The organism is Algoriphagus aurantiacus (assembly GCF_035156405.1).
GTDB lineage: Bacteria > Bacteroidota > Bacteroidia > Cytophagales > Cyclobacteriaceae > Algoriphagus > Algoriphagus aurantiacus.
The window spans coordinates 336736-350168 of sequence record NZ_JAXRUT010000001.1; the positions used below are offsets into that span (position 1 = coordinate 336736).

Here is a 13433-nt window from a genome sequence, read left to right on the forward strand (position 1 = left end):
GATTTTCAAGCTGCCTTCCACATATGCTAAATTTGTAATATTTCAAGTAATCTTTGGTATCTGGATGTACTTCAGGGAGTTTAAGCCTAAATCAAAAAAATTTAGAGAGGACTCCTGATGGGAATTAGAACAAACAGATTCAAGTTTAGCTATGAAATCGAGCATGACTCTAGAGTCACACACTAGGATGATTATTATGTATGCGAGATTCCATATGGCCTTTGAAAGGCAAATTATAACCATATGAAAAAACACCAACCCAAGAATCCAGTTCCAAAAAAGCCAGCGCCATTCATTTACCGCTCATTTTTAAATTTTTGGATAGCCATTATCCTTCCTATTACCCTAATTGCCTTGCTTATTACGAAGCTTTATTACAATAACACAATAAACTATGAACCTCTTACAGAGCCATCCACTTGGCTTTATTTTGTTATGCTTCAAGTGTTTACTTCTTTTTTCACCTACCTCTGGGTTTACAGAACCAAATCGAAAGAGTATAAGAGTTGAGAATGCACTAGATTTTTTATCTTGGAACAAACAACAACCCAAGATGAAAAACCTCCGCTACTTTCTATGTCTTTTGGCCTTTTTGCCAACCCTTACTTTTTCACAAAACCTTGCCGAAAAGCTCGGTTATCCCGCAGATACAAAACTTCTTATCATTCACGGTGATGATGTGGGTGTGTCTCACTCTCAGACCAAGGCTACTTTTGATGCGATGAAAAAAGGCCTGGTAAACTCAACCAGCATGATGGTGCCTACTGGATGGTCTGCTGAAGTAGGTGAAATGGCAAAAGAAATGCCTGATGCAGATATAGGAATTCATATTACGCTGACGAACGAATGGCTTAATTTCAACTGGGGTCCTGAAGCTGGTCGAACGGCCGTGCCTGGTCTGACAAATGAAAAAGGGCATATGTATCCTGACTGTGCCCAAGTCACTGCCAATGCAAGCCCGGAGGAAGTAGAAAAAGAAATCCGTGCCCAGATAAAAGCGGCCAATCAGATGGGGATCACTCCCAGTCACTTGGATTCTCACATGGGTTGCCTTTTCTATGGTCGCCCGGAATATCTGGTTTCTTATCTTAAGATTGCTCAGGAACTGAAAATTCCAGCCATGATCAACCAACAAATGATAGATGGAATAGTGAAAAGCAATCCATCGCTTTTTTCAGGAATTGATGTGGATAAATTCCCTGTAGTCGATCAGCTTTTTATGGCCGAGCCAAAACATTTCGAGTCGGGAATGGATGCTTATTATACAAATGCGCTGAACAGCATCCAGCCAGGATTGAATGTGATCTTGATCCACTTGGCATTTGACGATGAAGAAATGAACGCAGTGACCAAAGGTCACGACAGCTATCATGCGCCATGGAGACAGGCAGATTATGATTTCTTTACTAGCGAAAAGGCCAAGGAGTTATTGGAAAAGAATAATGTAACGCTGGTGACTTGGAGAGAAGTAGGCAAAACAATGTAGTTTTGAAGGTAAAATAATCTCTCCATGAAATCATCATTTCTTACACTTTCATCATTCCTTTTACTCATCAGTTCTTGCCAAAATCCTCAATCCGAGCAGGCTTTGCTTTTCGAAAGTTTGGAGAAATTACCTTCTTTTTCTATTAAAGATGGATCCGATTTCTCAATGGGTAATGAGAATATCTTGATCAGAGGAAAGCAACAGGAAATTACGTTGGAAAGTATTCAGCTATTGAGTGGTTTTACCGCAGCATTGAAAATAGAAGATGAGACTGTTTGTCTGGAAAACCCAACTTCATTTACTAAATATCCTTTTGCTGCAAAGCAATTTTATCAACTTGAAAATCAAGGTTTGGAAGTAAATCAGCTCCAAATTATCAGTAATGATAAGCTCGGAGTCACGCTACTTTACTCCATCAAGAATGTGGATAACTCCTCAAAAAGCATTCGTTTTCAGTTTCAGCCGAGCACCGATCTCAAGCCTAGTGTGTTGATGGACAGCACCCATGGAAGCAATGCGCTTGACCAAATTAGTTACGATGAAGTAACTGGAGTCTTCACTGCTAAGGATGAGGCAGACGAATGGTATGCGGTCTGGGGATCGAACACTGAGTTTTCATTGAGCCCGAATAATTCAGATTGTATGCCTAATGTTGCGGATTTGGGGGCCAGTGCAGGATTTGAAGTTGCGGTGGAGTTAGCCGCAAATGAAGAAAAAGTGATCCCAGTTTTTATCGCTGGTTCTGATCAAGGGGAATTCACCGCTATGGAGACATTGATTGATCTTCGTGCGGGTCTTTATTCGGATTGGGATACCAATTTCGCATTGATAGACTCCCTTCAAAAAACGGCGAAGATTTCGATTCCAAATCTAGAACTTCAAGCTGCGTATGATTGGAGCAAATATAAAATTGGTTTATTCGAGTTTAATGAAGCTGGAGAAGCACAAGGCTCTGCTTTCAATCCAGAGGAGCTTCATTCAATTCTAGATGAGCTGAGCAAGGATTTTATCTCTCAACTCGATGCAGACCTGTTTTTATTTGATGAATCTAAGCCTAGGCATATAGCTCCAGGATGGGAATTGATCCAACCTTCAACATTGATTTTGATGGGAATTCATGGGGATGCAGAAAATAGAGTGACCTACATTCGCCCAAATTTGCCAGCAGATTGGAAAGAAGCTTCTATAGACAATCTCTGGGTCGAGGACAATAAAATCAGTATTTCTATCACTTCTAAAGAAGATCAGATGACTGTAGAAGTCACTCAAACTCAAAAGAAAGCTGGTTTGTCTATTGAGCTTCCTGTGGAATTTTCCAAAGTGAAAGTGCTAGGAAAGGAAGTAAGCACAGATACAAAAGATGGCTATCGCAGGATTTTGATGACTGGCGATCACGTGAAGGTTGAGGCCGAAAAGAATTAGAGATTCAACCAATAATTCAATTTGAAAACCAAAGACCGCTTTTTTGGAAGGAAGCTTTCCGGGAAATAGTTATCCGTATAAACCAGGAAGAAATCCGATACAGGAGCAAATCTCCACTGCAATCGAGTATTGATATTCAAGTTCTCTATTTGATTATTGTATTGGATAAAAGTTGTCCAAAATAGTTTTTTAGTAAACGTCAGATCAATTCGAGGTCCAACCAAAATTAGATCTGCATCATTTTGTGGCTCAGGAAGTCGAATGCGAGCATAATTAAAGTTCATGGAGATATTAGCCTTATAGCCTAGTCTAAGTCCCATCTCACTGATTATAGTTTGAAAATTACCTGTGTAATATTGCCCTGCCTCAGCCGTCAGTTTAATTAAGAATGCATTTCTAGGATTACTGTTATATTCTATCTCAACTGTATTATTGGTGTATTCCGTTCCCGCCTTTAACCTTTCGCCTCCTGTTCTGGTTGGATCAAAGTCTCGGAACAAAAACACATATTTATTTTTTTGAGAGACGGTAATTGTTGAGAAGGAATTGAACTGAATATTATAACTTAACCCGATCTCTCGATCGGTTTTACCATTTGTCTCATTCCATAATAATTCATATTCCAACTTAGGCCCATGCCTATTAATCAAGCTTGAGTTTGGGTAAAATAAATAGGATACTTCTGGATTGATTCGCTTGTAATCTACCCTAGGAAGGAATCCTACTTCAGGGTTAAAGTCTTTTCCTATATCTCGATAACTAAAACTCCACGACCACTGGATATCATTGAAACTCAAAAATCCATTCATTGAATAAGGTTTCTCAGTGTCTTTAGATTCAAAAGTTCGATGATAAAAAAGATTTCCCATCCATTTTCCATCTGCTGAATTAAGGTTATAATCAACACCTACCAAACGATTGTATTCTTCAGGATTAAAAAGAGATTGATTTTCATCCAACGCTAGAGTCTCTTTATCAACAAAGATGACTCCGATATTAGATCGGGCAAACAGCTTCTTTTGGATAGCCACTACGGAGAAATTTTTACCCGAAATCCCCGCTTCATCATCTGTGGCCGTTTGCATATTCATTATGCCCAAACGCCAGTTTTCATTTATTTTACCACTCAATCTAGCTCCATAAATAATCTTACTTTGCACGTTTTGGCCTGTAGCAGAATCAATGTCTACTCCAATTCTTCTTGAGAAAAAAGGTCTTGAACGTCGTGATCCAAAACTGTCAAATAGGTCGCCATTTTCTAGGAAGAACTGCCTACGCTCGGGAAAGAAAATCTCAAAACGGTCTAAATTAGTCACTTGTTGATCTACCTCCACCTGAGAAAAGTCAGGGTTGAATGTCAAATCCAAGTTCATAGCTGGCCCGATGCCAATTTTAGCATCTCCACCGACAGCCGGAGTAAACTTTTCACTCGTATTTTCGAGGTAATTTTCAGAGGTTTTACCAGCTATATAGGGAATCAATGAAATATTCGCTGAAGTTTTTCGAATTGGCTCCTCAAAAATCAACTTTCTATTAAACGCTGTGGAAATCATTGAAAAGTTTCTTGGAATAGGCGACCAAGTACTTCTTTCTCCTAAATGACTATCTATCCTATAAAAGTTTACATTCCAGCTTTGAGCGCCGTCCTTAAATCTAATCGTCGACAAAGGGATTATTACCTCCACCTGCCAATGGGTATCAAAGATTTTGGCCTCTGTGTACCACTTATTGTCCCAAGCTAAATTCAAGTCCTCAGATCTGGATCCCCCATTTGCCAATAACCCTTCTCGCTGTACACCATAAGGATTAACCCCAAATTGAAAGGCATTGGTCATATCGTTGAATGTGTCAAATACAAAGGTGATTCCATCATTTTGCTGTCCTCGGTAATCACGTCGCAATGAAGTAGAGACATATGCTCTTGGTTCATTATTCTCCATTATTGCTGCTATGTAGAGATTGTTGTCATCAAATGCGATTTTGACACGGGTGCGCACCACAGACAGGGAAGTGTCGGAAGGAAAATATTGCATAAAATCCGTATTCCAACCCGCTTCATTTTGCCAAATTTCTTCATTCAGTTCACCGTCTAGTTCAATTGGACTATTCAATTTAAACGCAAAGGCATTTGAGCTTTGCTCTGATTGAGAAAAAGCCACATTAGATCCACAAAGAAAAAAGGTAAAAAAGAGAATATAGTTCCGCATAGTATAGTGATAGCCCACAAAAGTATCGCAAAACAGCCAGCATAGAACTTTTATTATTTCAATGGTAAACTATCCTCGCTCAAGGATCACTAACGTTTCAGATGAGTTCGCCAAAAGCTGTGAGCATCAAGCTTCTATTCCCACCATTTCTCCGAAATTCACAGAGATAAATTCCCTGCCAAATTCCCATATTAAGTTTTCCACCAGAAATGGGGATTTGTAAGCTTGTATCAAAAAAACTGGCCTTGATGTGCGCTGGCATATCATCTGAACCTTCGTAAGTGTGGATAAACCGTGGATAAGATTCTGGAATTAATTCATTTATGAAGGTTTGAAAGTCTTTTCTGACGGTAGGATCAGCATTCTCATTTATAGTTAGAGCAGCAGAGGTGTGCTGAATAAATACCTGCAAAAAGCCAGTTATAATTTGGCCAATTTCCGGTATAGCATCTTCTATTTCCTCAGTGATTAAATGATATCCTGCAGGATAAGCTGGTAAGCGAAGTTTCTGTTGGAAAAATTGAACCATGCACAAAAATAGTGTACAGTCTATGAGGACAAAATTCTAATTGAAACTTTATTGCTTATTGAAATACAATTTAGCACCATCACAAGCATCCCAAGTTCCCGTGAGCTGTCCCTGACTATTTAAGAAAAATTCCTCTTCGACATCATTGCAACTGTGAATCAGCTGATCATCTGCGTTTTCGTATTGAAAGAAAAACTTTTTCAATCCATCCTCAAAGCGCTCCTCATAGGTTCCACTGATCCGTTCCTTTCCGATAGATTTTCTAAAAGTACCGTCTGAGGAAAGGGAATACACATAAGAAGAATCCCGAACACCAATATATTTCGGGTTTGTTATGCCACCTTCCTGATAGCCTGCGATAACCCACTTTTGATCCTCTTCATGTAGGTCAGGATAGTCATTAAAATCACATGAAAATGCAATAACTACTAAGATTAGGAAGGAAATAAGATTTTTCATTGAATCAATTGGTTGCTACTTCTCTGGATAGCATTATCAAATTCAATTACTTTGCCAATATTCTGAAAGAAATATAATAGGGGTTATTTTTTACTTCTTTTTGCAAAAGGGTTGTATTCCAACGCCTTGTCCACCCAAAATTCCCAGTCTTCATCCATATCAAATCCCTCAGGATCAACGTAAACAAATCCCTTCATTGACCTTCCTGTAAATTCCATTGCCCGGCAACCTGTCCGTCTCATACACAGACTTTGCACAAATTCCCCGACTCGAACCATCATCCGGTCTCTACCAGAATTCTTATCCTGATTCAAGCCAATACACATTTTATCATCTACCATGAAAAGCATTCCTCCCATCATCTTTTTGGTGGTGAAGGTAATTCCTCTGCGAGTAAAGCTTGTAGCCAATCGCTCAACTAAAAACTCATCGTAAGCCATGATTCAATGGTCTTAGATTTTCGCAATGCTATTCTCCAGCACTCCGATTTCATCAATACCAATTCTCACTTTATCTCCGACTTCCAGTGTAAAATCATCCGGAACAATTCCAGTTCCAGTCATCAGAAAGCAACCTATCGGAAAGGTATTTGCTCGGAAAAGCCATTCTGCCAACTCCTGAGGCTTACGCTTCAGTTGCGTCAGGGCAGTTTCGCCTACAAATGCTAACACATCGTCTCTGAAAATCTCCAATCGGATATTAGAGGTTTCTTCAATGGCATTGTCCGTAAGAAAAAGACAAGGACCGATGGCTGCACAACCTGCATAAACTTTCGCCTGAGGCAAATAGAGTGGATTTTCTCCTTCGATACTTCTGCTGCTCATATCATTGCCGCAGGTGTAACCCTGGATTTTTCCAGAGGGAGAAATCACTAAAGTCAATTCAGGTTCTGGAACATCCCATGAAGAATCTTCGCGGATATTGACGGCTGCTCCTGGAGCGGAAACACGGCTAGCAGTAGCTTTAAAAAATAGCTCTGGTCGATCAGCACTGTACACTTTGTCGTAAAAATCTGCTCCACCTGCATCTTGGGATTCTTCCATTCTGGCAGTTCGGCTGCGGAAGTATGTTACTCCAGCAGCCCAAATTTCCTGATTTCCCATCGGTGCTAAAACCCCCTTTTCAATTAATTCTTCCACTTCTTCAGGAGAAATTGCCTTCCAAGATTTGGATTCAGCATTGAGATAATCCTTCAGATTTTCTTTAGCAAGTAACGCATCCCAATCTATTTCAGGGCCTAAAAATGCTTGATTGTCATGGTGCAAAAGTGTGCCCGAAGGCAATTTGTAGATTTTCATAGGTCAGTAGGATTTGATTAGAAATTTAGGAAAAAGAATTGAGAGAAAGGCAAAAGGTCATGTAGGAAAAACTTCATTCAAACTGACAAATTGAAATTTGACATTAGTATTTTTCTAATCAACAGATTTGCGAAGCAACTTTTCCCCATTACCTTTGCTCATAGATCATAGGGGGTGCCTTAATAAAACGGGCTGAGATCATACCCATACGACCTGATCCGGGTAATGCCGGCGAAGGGAAATGAACAAACGTAGCAACCAACAAAATCAAACTTCCGAAGCGGTACCCTTCTGGACTTTCGATTTTAGCATTGCAACCGGGTAAACAATAACGGGAAGCTTCCCTAGAGCTTTCTCATGTTTCACTCAATGTCCCGAAAGGGAATTATTACACATGAAAAAAGTATTTCTTAGCTTGGCTTTTTGCCTTGCTGCAATTTCAAGCTGGGCACAACAGAGTCTTAGTGGAAAAGTGCTGGATGCATCATCCGGCGAAGCTTTAGTAGGAGCCTCAGTGTGGGCAGAAAATCAGGGAAAAGGTGGAATCACAGACGAAAATGGTCTTTTCACCATCAACAAATTACAAACAGGAGAGGCTGAGATTCGGGTTTCTTACATCGGTTACACTACTATTAAGCAGACTGTAGAATTGCCTTATTCTGGTGAACTGACCATAAGATTAAAGGCCACGGATCTGATGACCGAAGAATTTATCGTTTCAGCCACCCGTGCATCTCAAAGCACTCCAACCACTTTCCAGGAGATCAGTAAAGAATATCTTGCTAAGCGGAATCTAGGTCAGGACATGCCTCAACTCCTGAACTTTACTCCTTCGGTGGTGACTTTTTCAGACGCAGGAGCTGGAATTGGTTACACTGGAATGAGAATCAGGGGTTCGGATCAAAGTAGAATCAACGTAACTGTAAATGGTATTCCCATGAATGATGCAGAGTCACATGGTGTGTTCTGGGTGAATATGCCTGATTTTGCCTCCTCTGTTGATAACCTTCAGATTCAGCGTGGTGTAGGAACTTCCACCAATGGAGCTGCCACTTTTGGCGCGAGCCTCAACTTCCAAACCGACACAAGAAATGACGATGCCTATGCGCAAGTTGATAACTCAGTCGGATCATTTAACTCATTCAAACATACAGTCAAAGTTGGGTCTGGGCTTCTCAACAACCGATTTGCGGTAGATGCCAGACTTTCTAAAATTACTTCAGATGGCTATGTGGATCGGGCAAGCTCAGATCTAAGTTCTTATTTCGTCTCAGCAGGTTATTTTGGAGAAAACCATGTGCTGAAACTGAATGTCTTTTCCGGGAAAGAGAAAACCTACCAAAGCTGGTACGGCTTACCCGAGTCAAAACTTGAAGACGATAGATCCTTCAACTATTACACCTATGAAAACGAAACGGATAATTATCAACAGGATCATTATCAATTGATTTATGCAGGTAAAATCGGTAGCAACTGGAAGACGAACGCAGCCCTTCACTATACCTACGGTCGTGGGTACTACGAGCAATATAGAGATGATGATGCTTTTGCAAACTATCGCCTTCCTAATGTAATCATCGGAGATTCAGTCATTACCAATACAGATATTATCAGAAGGCTGTGGCTGGATAATGACTTCTACGGAGGAGTAGCTTCACTTAATTATATCTCTGATGATGGCAAATGGGATGCAGTGCTTGGAGGAGGCGCAAATCGCTATGATGGAGATCATTTTGGGGAAATAATCTGGGCGAGAATCGCAGGAGATACTGAGATCCGCGATAGATACTATGATAATAATGCCGTAAAAGATGACCGTAATATCTACCTAAAAGCCACACGGGAACTAACCCCTGGTCTAAGTCTTTATGGAGATTTACAACTACGATTCATTGATTATTCATTTGTAGGTATAAATGATGATGGAAGAATAGTGGATGGAGAGGAAAAATATAACTTCTTTAATCCAAAAGTTGGGGTCAGCTACGAGAAGTTCGGCCGCACTTGGTATGCGAGCTATGCAGTGGCAAACAGAGAACCGAAAAGATCTGATTTCACGGACAATCCAATCACAGAAATCCCAAAACCTGAACGATTGAATAACATCGAAGCAGGACTCAGAGCCAGAAGCGGGAGTTTCTCCTATAACGCTAATTTCTACTTCATGGACTACAAAGATCAATTGATCCCTACTGGACAAATTAACAACGTAGGCTCAAGTATCCGGGAGAATGTAGCAGACTCATACCGAGCAGGAATTGAGTTGGACGTGGCCTACCAGCTATCTAATAGGTGGATTTTGGGCGCAAATGTGGCACTTAGTCAAAATAAAATTAAGGAATTCACTGAATATGTGGACGATTACAGCACAGTTGAGTTCACTCAAGAAACGTTCACTTACACAGATACAGATATTGCGCTTTCTCCAAATGCGGTGGCCTCTGCAATGATCGAATATAAGCCTGTGAAAAATCTTTCCCTGAACTGGCTGAGTAAATATGTGAGCAAGCAGTATCTGGATAATTCAAGTCTTGACGCACGCTCGCTGGATGCTTTCTTTACAAACGATATCCGCATCAGCTATTCCGTACAGCCACGATTCTTCAAAAGCGTGGAGTTAAATCTTCTGGTGAATAACATTTTCAATGAGATGTACGAGCCAAATGGCTACACATTCAGCTATTTCCTTCCGGGAGAAAACGATAGAGAATTGGTAACGGAGAATTACTATTACCCAATGGCTGGCACAAACTTTATGCTGGGACTCAGCCTGAAGTTTTAAGAGATATTCATAGTTAAAATCAACATTGACGACTGACCATGCAACTCGAAAAACAGAACTTCGAATTACTGCCCAAAGCACAGCAAAACTGGCAAAACCGCCCCGAATGGTTTTTTAATCGTGCCCATACAGATACTTACGAGCTTTGGTACGAAGGTCGCTATAAGCGTGCTGAAGTCTGGCAAAAGAAAGTCATGGAGCAGCTGGTTTCCAAAGATGGAAGGATTAAAACATTGCTGGAATTTGGCTGTGGCACGACACGATTCACGCGTTGGTGGAAGGAAATAGGCATCAAAGCTACCGGAGGAGATATTTCTCCTCTGATGCTTTCCCAGGCGATCAATCTTTTCGATGGAGATTTGGTCATGGCCGATTCGCATCATATGCCTTTCAAGGATCATACCTTCGATTCCCTTGCGTTCATCACGACCTTTGAATACTATAAGGATCCGGTGAAAGTGATCCGGGAATCAGCCCGCGTGGCAAAATATGGGATCGCTATGGGAATGATGAATCGCAATTCCCCCAAAGTGCTGAGGCGAAGGGTTCAGCAAGTTTTTGGCAAGAATCCATTTTACGTCACAGCGACATTCTACACTCCTGATATGCTCATCAAGATCATTGAGGAAGCACTGCAAGGGAGGCAATATACCATCGAGTGGTCTTGCACGGGACTACCGAAGTGGTTTCCAGTCCAACAATGGAGCGTTCCCTATGGCGATTTTTTCGGCTTGTATGTCAAATTCAATGACGTGGACTGATGGCGGATCTCGGCAAAATCAACAATGAAGGTTATCAAAAATTACTTAGTGGTAGACTTGGTGCTGTGCGCAAAGAAGTGAAGCAAGGCCCAGGCTTTGGTGTGGATGTGTCCATTACTTCATTGACGGGTGGCTTGGCTATGGCTGCCACGAGCGATCCTTTAACACTAATTCCATCCCTAGGATTGCAGGAATCAGCCTGGCTCAGTGTGCACCTGATGGCAAATGATATGGCTACGACTGGCTTTGCTCCGCAGTATGGGCAGTTTGTGCTAAATCTGCCTGATTCCTTGAGCAATGAAGATTTTAGTACGTATTGGGGATTTATTGACCGCTATTGCAAAGAAATAGGAGTAGCAATTACCGGTGGTCATACTGGATTTGTTCAAGGGCAAAATTCGACTTTTGCCGGGGGAGGCACCTTGATTACTATCGCGCCAGAGTCAGAAATAATCTGTGCTACCGGAGCTCAGGAAGGGGATGTGGTTTTGGTCACAAAAACCTGTGCACTCACGGCTACGGCTATTTTAGGGATGAGCTTTCCGGATACAATTAAAACCAAATTGGGTACTGAGATCTATCATGCCGCATGTGAGCAATTTTATCAAACTTCCTCACTCGCCGAAGGACTGATTGCTGCTGGAGAATCCGAAAAATTCTCAGAAATCAATGCAATGCATGATGTGACTGAAGGCGGAGTGCTGGGAGCAATCTTCGAAATGATGGTCGCCTCAGGCAAAGGTGCGCTGATTGAAAATGAATTGATTCCGATAGGAGAAACTGCCTCAGCGATTTCAGGATTATTTCAGCTTGACCCACGCTATTGTGTAGGAGCAGGAGCTATGATCATTTCCTGCAACCCTGAGAAGTCAGACCAGCTGATCACCCGCTTGGCAAAATCCAACATTGCGTGCTCAGTGGTAGGAGAAGTAAAATCTAATGATTTTGGGATAATGTTGGAAACAGCTGGGAACACATCTCCGCTAGTTTATCAAGAAACTGATCCTTACTGGAAAGCATATTTCAAAGCTTTAAATGCTGGCTGGAAATGAAAAAGCAACCAAAAATATTGGCGGGGCTTTACCTTGTGATTGATCCAGGCAAAGCTGAAAAAGGGCTTCTTGACGCATTGCAAAAAGCCCTGGAAGCTAAGCCTTGTGCCGTTCAGATCTGGGATAATTTCTTAGAAAATGCTTCAGTGTCTGCGCTGATCTGTAAAATCAAAAAGCTATGTAACGCTGCGGGTGTTCCGCTTCTGATCAACAATCATCCAGAATGGGTTGAGCTTTTTGATTTGGATGGCGTACACTTTGACGAATTTGATGAGCTTTCACAGCGCTGCGTGACAACTTTTCATGAATTGGGAAAATTAGTGGGGATCACCACCAATAATGATTTAGATGTGATCCGGAAAGCTGTCGAAGCTGGAGTAGATTATCTTTCTTTTTGCTCCATATTTCCTTCCGACACGAGCACAAGCTGTGAGTTGGTGGATTTTGACTCGGTACGGCAGACGAGAGTAATGACAGATATTCCGATTTTTCTGGCTGGCGGGATCAATTCTAAAAATATGGATAAGCTTCGGACTTTAGACTTTGACGGAGTCGCCATAGTTTCTGGAGTGATGAGCTCTCCAGACCCAGCGGAAGCCGTTCTGAATTACCAACAATCACTTATTAACCTTAAAAAATGAAATTAGAAACTATCGAGAAATTGTGCTGTCCCTTTGATAAACAGGATCTTGAATTGAAAACAATTTTGACAGATGACCGGGAGAATATCATCGAGGGATGGCTGACCTGCGGTACATGCATGAGACTTTATCCGATTATAAAAGGCATTCCTATCATGAATCCTGACGAATATAGAGAAGGACATTTGGAGCAGCCTGTACTTGACCGTTGGCAAAAACAGCTAGCGGGAAAAGAAATTAAGGATTTTAGATTGCTGGATAAGGCTTCAGACAATACCTAACCCGGATTTGAGAGCTTGTAACGCTTTAATTGCTTCTTTTTCTCTGGCGAAATCAAGCGAAATAAATTTGGTCCCTCCTGCCACGAGCACACACTTGTAAATGGTGATCTCCCTCGAAAGTGTGGGGCTAATTCCATTGGGAATATTTGTTCTTCGAAAACTATGAAGAATCAATTCCGCATGCTCGATTTTAGCAAGCTCTTGCCATTCGCCAAATTTGATCCAAAAAATACTTTGGTATTCTTTGAATTTATTGCCTTCAAAATCAATGAGAGTCCCGGTAAAGGTGGATAAACTCAAAAGTCCCAGCAAAAATGAAATCCCAATAATCGTGTACAAAGTAAGGGGATCAGTCTTATTGTCAATAAGATATGATGTGACCCATATGATCAATGCGATTGAAATCAGTAAAACACCTATCAGGTGAAAGCCACTCCAGTGCGACTGATTCTTGTGGATGAATTGAGGCAATTAGATTTTTGTATGATTTACTTTTCAATTTAGCAAACTATGCC

The 13433-nt window shown here is 41.2% G+C and carries 14 protein-coding genes and 1 riboswitch; of the genes, 8 read left to right on the forward strand and 6 right to left on the reverse strand.

Annotated features, from left to right (window positions below; genetic code table 11):
• The first annotated feature begins 243 nt into the window (after nt 1-243).
• The 3 genes from SYJ56_RS01330 to SYJ56_RS01340 are packed head-to-tail and all read left to right on the forward strand — an operon-like array spanning nt 244 to nt 2908.
• Entirely contained in the window at nt 244-510 is a 267-nt protein-coding gene (locus SYJ56_RS01330; protein ID WP_323831677.1) for a hypothetical protein, read from the forward strand.
• Nucleotides 511-553: 43 nt separating this feature from the next.
• Nucleotides 554-1486, forward strand: a complete 933-nt coding sequence (locus SYJ56_RS01335) for a polysaccharide deacetylase family protein (protein WP_323831679.1) — start codon at nt 554-556, stop codon at nt 1484-1486.
• Nucleotides 1487-1510: 24 nt separating this feature from the next.
• Nucleotides 1511-2908, forward strand: coding sequence for a hypothetical protein (locus SYJ56_RS01340; RefSeq protein ID WP_323831681.1), 1398 nt, complete (start codon nt 1511-1513; stop codon nt 2906-2908).
• On the opposite strand, the gene SYJ56_RS01345 is transcribed toward SYJ56_RS01340, so the two are convergent.
• From SYJ56_RS01345 to SYJ56_RS01365, 5 genes are all read right to left on the reverse strand, one after another.
• Entirely contained in the window at nt 2905-5115 is a 2211-nt protein-coding gene (locus SYJ56_RS01345) for a DUF5916 domain-containing protein (protein ID WP_323831683.1), read from the reverse strand. The genes SYJ56_RS01340 and SYJ56_RS01345 overlap by 4 nt on opposite strands.
• A 97-nt stretch (nt 5116-5212) precedes the next feature.
• On the reverse strand, nt 5213-5644 hold the full coding sequence (locus SYJ56_RS01350) for a secondary thiamine-phosphate synthase enzyme YjbQ (RefSeq protein ID WP_323831685.1): 432 nt from the start codon (nt 5642-5644) through the stop codon (nt 5213-5215).
• Between the two features lie 48 nt (nt 5645-5692).
• Entirely contained in the window at nt 5693-6103 is a 411-nt protein-coding gene (locus SYJ56_RS01355) for a hypothetical protein (RefSeq protein WP_323831687.1), read from the reverse strand.
• A gap of 83 nt (nt 6104-6186) precedes the next feature.
• The gene (locus tag SYJ56_RS01360) at nt 6187-6543 is read right to left on the reverse strand and encodes a TfoX/Sxy family protein (protein ID WP_323831689.1); all 357 of its coding nucleotides are present in this window, start codon (nt 6541-6543) and stop codon (nt 6187-6189) included.
• A gap of 12 nt (nt 6544-6555) precedes the next feature.
• On the reverse strand, nt 6556-7401 hold the full coding sequence (locus SYJ56_RS01365; RefSeq protein WP_323831690.1) for a fumarylacetoacetate hydrolase family protein: 846 nt from the start codon (nt 7399-7401) through the stop codon (nt 6556-6558).
• 160 nt (nt 7402-7561) lie between these two features.
• Nucleotides 7562-7658, forward strand: a riboswitch (TPP riboswitch).
• Between the two features lie 137 nt (nt 7659-7795).
• Here SYJ56_RS01365 and SYJ56_RS01370 point away from each other — a divergent pair.
• Genes SYJ56_RS01370 through SYJ56_RS01390 form a run of 5 tightly spaced genes read left to right on the forward strand, consistent with a single transcriptional unit; the run spans nt 7796 to nt 12918 of the window.
• Nucleotides 7796-10183: a TonB-dependent receptor gene (locus SYJ56_RS01370; RefSeq protein WP_323831692.1), complete on the forward strand. Its 2388-nt coding sequence runs from the start codon at nt 7796-7798 to the stop codon at nt 10181-10183.
• 38 nt (nt 10184-10221) lie between these two features.
• On the forward strand, nt 10222-10944 hold the full coding sequence (locus SYJ56_RS01375; protein WP_323831693.1) for a class I SAM-dependent methyltransferase: 723 nt from the start codon (nt 10222-10224) through the stop codon (nt 10942-10944).
• On the forward strand, nt 10944-11996 hold the full coding sequence (locus SYJ56_RS01380) for an AIR synthase family protein (RefSeq protein ID WP_323831694.1): 1053 nt from the start codon (nt 10944-10946) through the stop codon (nt 11994-11996). Before SYJ56_RS01375 ends, SYJ56_RS01380 begins: the two co-directional genes overlap by 1 nt.
• Nucleotides 11993-12637, forward strand: a complete 645-nt coding sequence (locus SYJ56_RS01385) for a thiamine phosphate synthase (RefSeq protein WP_323831695.1) — start codon at nt 11993-11995, stop codon at nt 12635-12637. The genes SYJ56_RS01380 and SYJ56_RS01385 overlap by 4 nt, the downstream gene beginning before the upstream one ends.
• Nucleotides 12634-12918: a Trm112 family protein gene (locus tag SYJ56_RS01390; protein ID WP_323831696.1), complete on the forward strand. Its 285-nt coding sequence runs from the start codon at nt 12634-12636 to the stop codon at nt 12916-12918. The genes SYJ56_RS01385 and SYJ56_RS01390 overlap by 4 nt, the downstream gene beginning before the upstream one ends.
• Here SYJ56_RS01390 and SYJ56_RS01395 read toward each other — a convergent pair.
• Entirely contained in the window at nt 12904-13389 is a 486-nt protein-coding gene (locus tag SYJ56_RS01395; protein WP_323831697.1) for a hypothetical protein, read from the reverse strand. The genes SYJ56_RS01390 and SYJ56_RS01395 overlap by 15 nt on opposite strands.
• Between the last annotated feature and the right edge of the window lie 44 nt (nt 13390-13433).

Coding starts and splice junctions, on each gene's coding strand:
- SYJ56_RS01330 (WP_323831677.1), top strand. CDS start 244: ATGAAAAAACACCAACCCAAGAATCCAGTTCCAAAAAAGCCAGCGCCA.
- SYJ56_RS01335 (WP_323831679.1), top strand. CDS start 554: ATGAAAAACCTCCGCTACTTTCTATGTCTTTTGGCCTTTTTGCCAACC.
- SYJ56_RS01340 (WP_323831681.1), top strand. CDS start 1,511: ATGAAATCATCATTTCTTACACTTTCATCATTCCTTTTACTCATCAGT.
- SYJ56_RS01345 (WP_323831683.1), bottom strand. CDS start 5,115: ATGCGGAACTATATTCTCTTTTTTACCTTTTTTCTTTGTGGATCTAAT.
- SYJ56_RS01350 (WP_323831685.1), bottom strand. CDS start 5,644: ATGGTTCAATTTTTCCAACAGAAACTTCGCTTACCAGCTTATCCTGCA.
- SYJ56_RS01355 (WP_323831687.1), bottom strand. CDS start 6,103: ATGAAAAATCTTATTTCCTTCCTAATCTTAGTAGTTATTGCATTTTCA.
- SYJ56_RS01360 (WP_323831689.1), bottom strand. CDS start 6,543: ATGGCTTACGATGAGTTTTTAGTTGAGCGATTGGCTACAAGCTTTACT.
- SYJ56_RS01365 (WP_323831690.1), bottom strand. CDS start 7,401: ATGAAAATCTACAAATTGCCTTCGGGCACACTTTTGCACCATGACAAT.
- SYJ56_RS01370 (WP_323831692.1), top strand. CDS start 7,796: ATGAAAAAAGTATTTCTTAGCTTGGCTTTTTGCCTTGCTGCAATTTCA.
- SYJ56_RS01375 (WP_323831693.1), top strand. CDS start 10,222: ATGCAACTCGAAAAACAGAACTTCGAATTACTGCCCAAAGCACAGCAA.
- SYJ56_RS01380 (WP_323831694.1), top strand. CDS start 10,944: ATGGCGGATCTCGGCAAAATCAACAATGAAGGTTATCAAAAATTACTT.
- SYJ56_RS01385 (WP_323831695.1), top strand. CDS start 11,993: ATGAAAAAGCAACCAAAAATATTGGCGGGGCTTTACCTTGTGATTGAT.
- SYJ56_RS01390 (WP_323831696.1), top strand. CDS start 12,634: ATGAAATTAGAAACTATCGAGAAATTGTGCTGTCCCTTTGATAAACAG.